Source organism: Pseudomonas agronomica, assembly GCF_025917275.1.
GTDB classification, from domain to species: domain Bacteria; phylum Pseudomonadota; class Gammaproteobacteria; order Pseudomonadales; family Pseudomonadaceae; genus Aquipseudomonas; species Aquipseudomonas agronomica.
In genome coordinates this window covers 1-1,499 of the sequence record NZ_JAOSHO010000801.1, presented here as the reverse complement: position 1 = coordinate 1,499, position 1,499 = coordinate 1, and the positions used below count along the sequence as shown (strand labels likewise).

Genomic DNA, 1,499 nt, shown 5'->3' with positions numbered 1-1,499 from the left:
CGCGCAGTGCAATTTCATGCAGTGAATCCTTTGGAAGTCGTGCACGAGCTTGCACAAATAGAGCTTTAGCACTAACAAAAATACTTTGAATATCAGTTAGATAGATTATGAAAGCGGCTTGGCACAGGTCCTGCTGAAGGGGGAACGCCGACATACGGATCGGCGCTATGGAACCTACCCAGAGGGATTTATCAATGAACAGCCTGAACCTCATGCTGCCCCCGCCAACCGCCTCGAAACGCCCAGGCACGCCGGGCGTCAGCTTCGGCGAAGAGCGCAAGCTGCGCCTGTTCGTGCAAAAGCGTGTGCTCAACCAGGACGACGCCGACGACATCATCCAACTCACTTACCTGGAAGCCTGGCGCAACCAGGAGAAGTTCAAGGGACTGGCCAAGCCGGACACCTGGCTGTGCGGCATTGCCCTGAACCTGATCCGAAATCACTTCCGCCGCTTCTACGCGCAACCGCCGCTGAGCACGTTCGATGAAAGCGATTTCTATGAATCCAACGAAGATATCGACCTGAGTGAACTGTGCGATAACCGCCGGCTGCTGGACCGCACGCTGTCGGCCATGGACGCGCTGCCCAAGGACATGCGCGAAACCCTGTGGACCGCCGTGGACACCGAGAGCAGCTACCGCGATGCCGCCGAACGGCTGGGCGTGCCCATCGGTACCGTACGCTCACGGCTGTTTCGCGCCCGTGGACAACTCAAGCGCAGCGTCTACGGAGAAGCCCGGCCATGACAAGTAATCGTCTGAACAGCCGACCCGACCTGCCACGCGGCGTGCGCCGCTATACCCCCGACGACCTGCCGGTGATGACGGATATCTTCAACGAAAGCGCTCTGGGCGGCACCAGTTCCCCGGTGCTCAGAGCGTTTTCCCTGAAGGAAATGACCTTCTTCGTCGATTGTTTCGTCAAGGAAGGTGATCCGATCTACGTGCTCGAACGCGGCGGTGAAGTGGTCGCCTGGCTTATCGTCAACCGCTTCTGCTGGGGCGCCCAGGCCTGCCGGCTGACCGGCGAAGTATCGATCTACGTGCGCAACGACCACATTGGCAGCGGCGTCGGCATTCGCCTGGGCCAGGCAGCGGTGGTGTTGGCCAAGCAGTACGGTTTCGAAACGCTGGTGGCCTGGATCATCGAGCACAACGAGGCGAGCAAACGTGGCGTGCAGGGATTGGGCGCGACGCAATGGGGCCGTTTCCCGGGTATCGCCCGGTTCGCTGACAAGCGCGCGGATGTGGTGCTTTACGGGCTGGATCTGATGTCTGCCGACAAGACCCCCATCCCCTTTTCAACGCCGGTGCAAAACGAGGAGGCCAGCCTGGCGTGAGTTCGTGGCTCGTCCGGCTGAACGCCGGGCGAGCCGCCTCTTTCTCAGGCACAGGCCTATGTTCATTCGAGCCAATGCCATTTCTTGCACAGCCCGTAGCTCCCGCCGGAGGAACTGCATAGGAACTGCGTAGGAACTGAATAGGAGCTGCGTAGGAGCT

Annotated in this window: 2 protein-coding genes; both read left to right on the top strand. The window is 59.9% G+C overall.

Going from position 1 to position 1,499, the window contains the following annotated elements:
- Positions 1-194 precede the first annotated feature (194 nt).
- Positions 195-746 (top strand): RNA polymerase sigma factor, encoded by a 552-nt coding sequence (locus OC610_RS27250; RefSeq protein WP_264432509.1) that lies wholly within the window; start codon positions 195-197, stop codon positions 744-746.
- Positions 743-1,339 carry a GNAT family N-acetyltransferase gene (locus tag OC610_RS27245; protein ID WP_264432507.1) on the top strand — a complete coding sequence of 199 codons (597 nt, stop codon included), beginning with the start codon at positions 743-745 and terminating at the stop codon, positions 1,337-1,339. The genes OC610_RS27250 and OC610_RS27245 overlap by 4 nt, the downstream gene beginning before the upstream one ends.
- Positions 1,340-1,499: the final 160 nt, after the last annotated feature.

Coding starts and splice junctions, on each gene's coding strand:
- OC610_RS27250 (WP_264432509.1), top strand. CDS start 195: ATGAACAGCCTGAACCTCATGCTGCCCCCGCCAACCGCCTCGAAACGC.
- OC610_RS27245 (WP_264432507.1), top strand. CDS start 743: ATGACAAGTAATCGTCTGAACAGCCGACCCGACCTGCCACGCGGCGTG.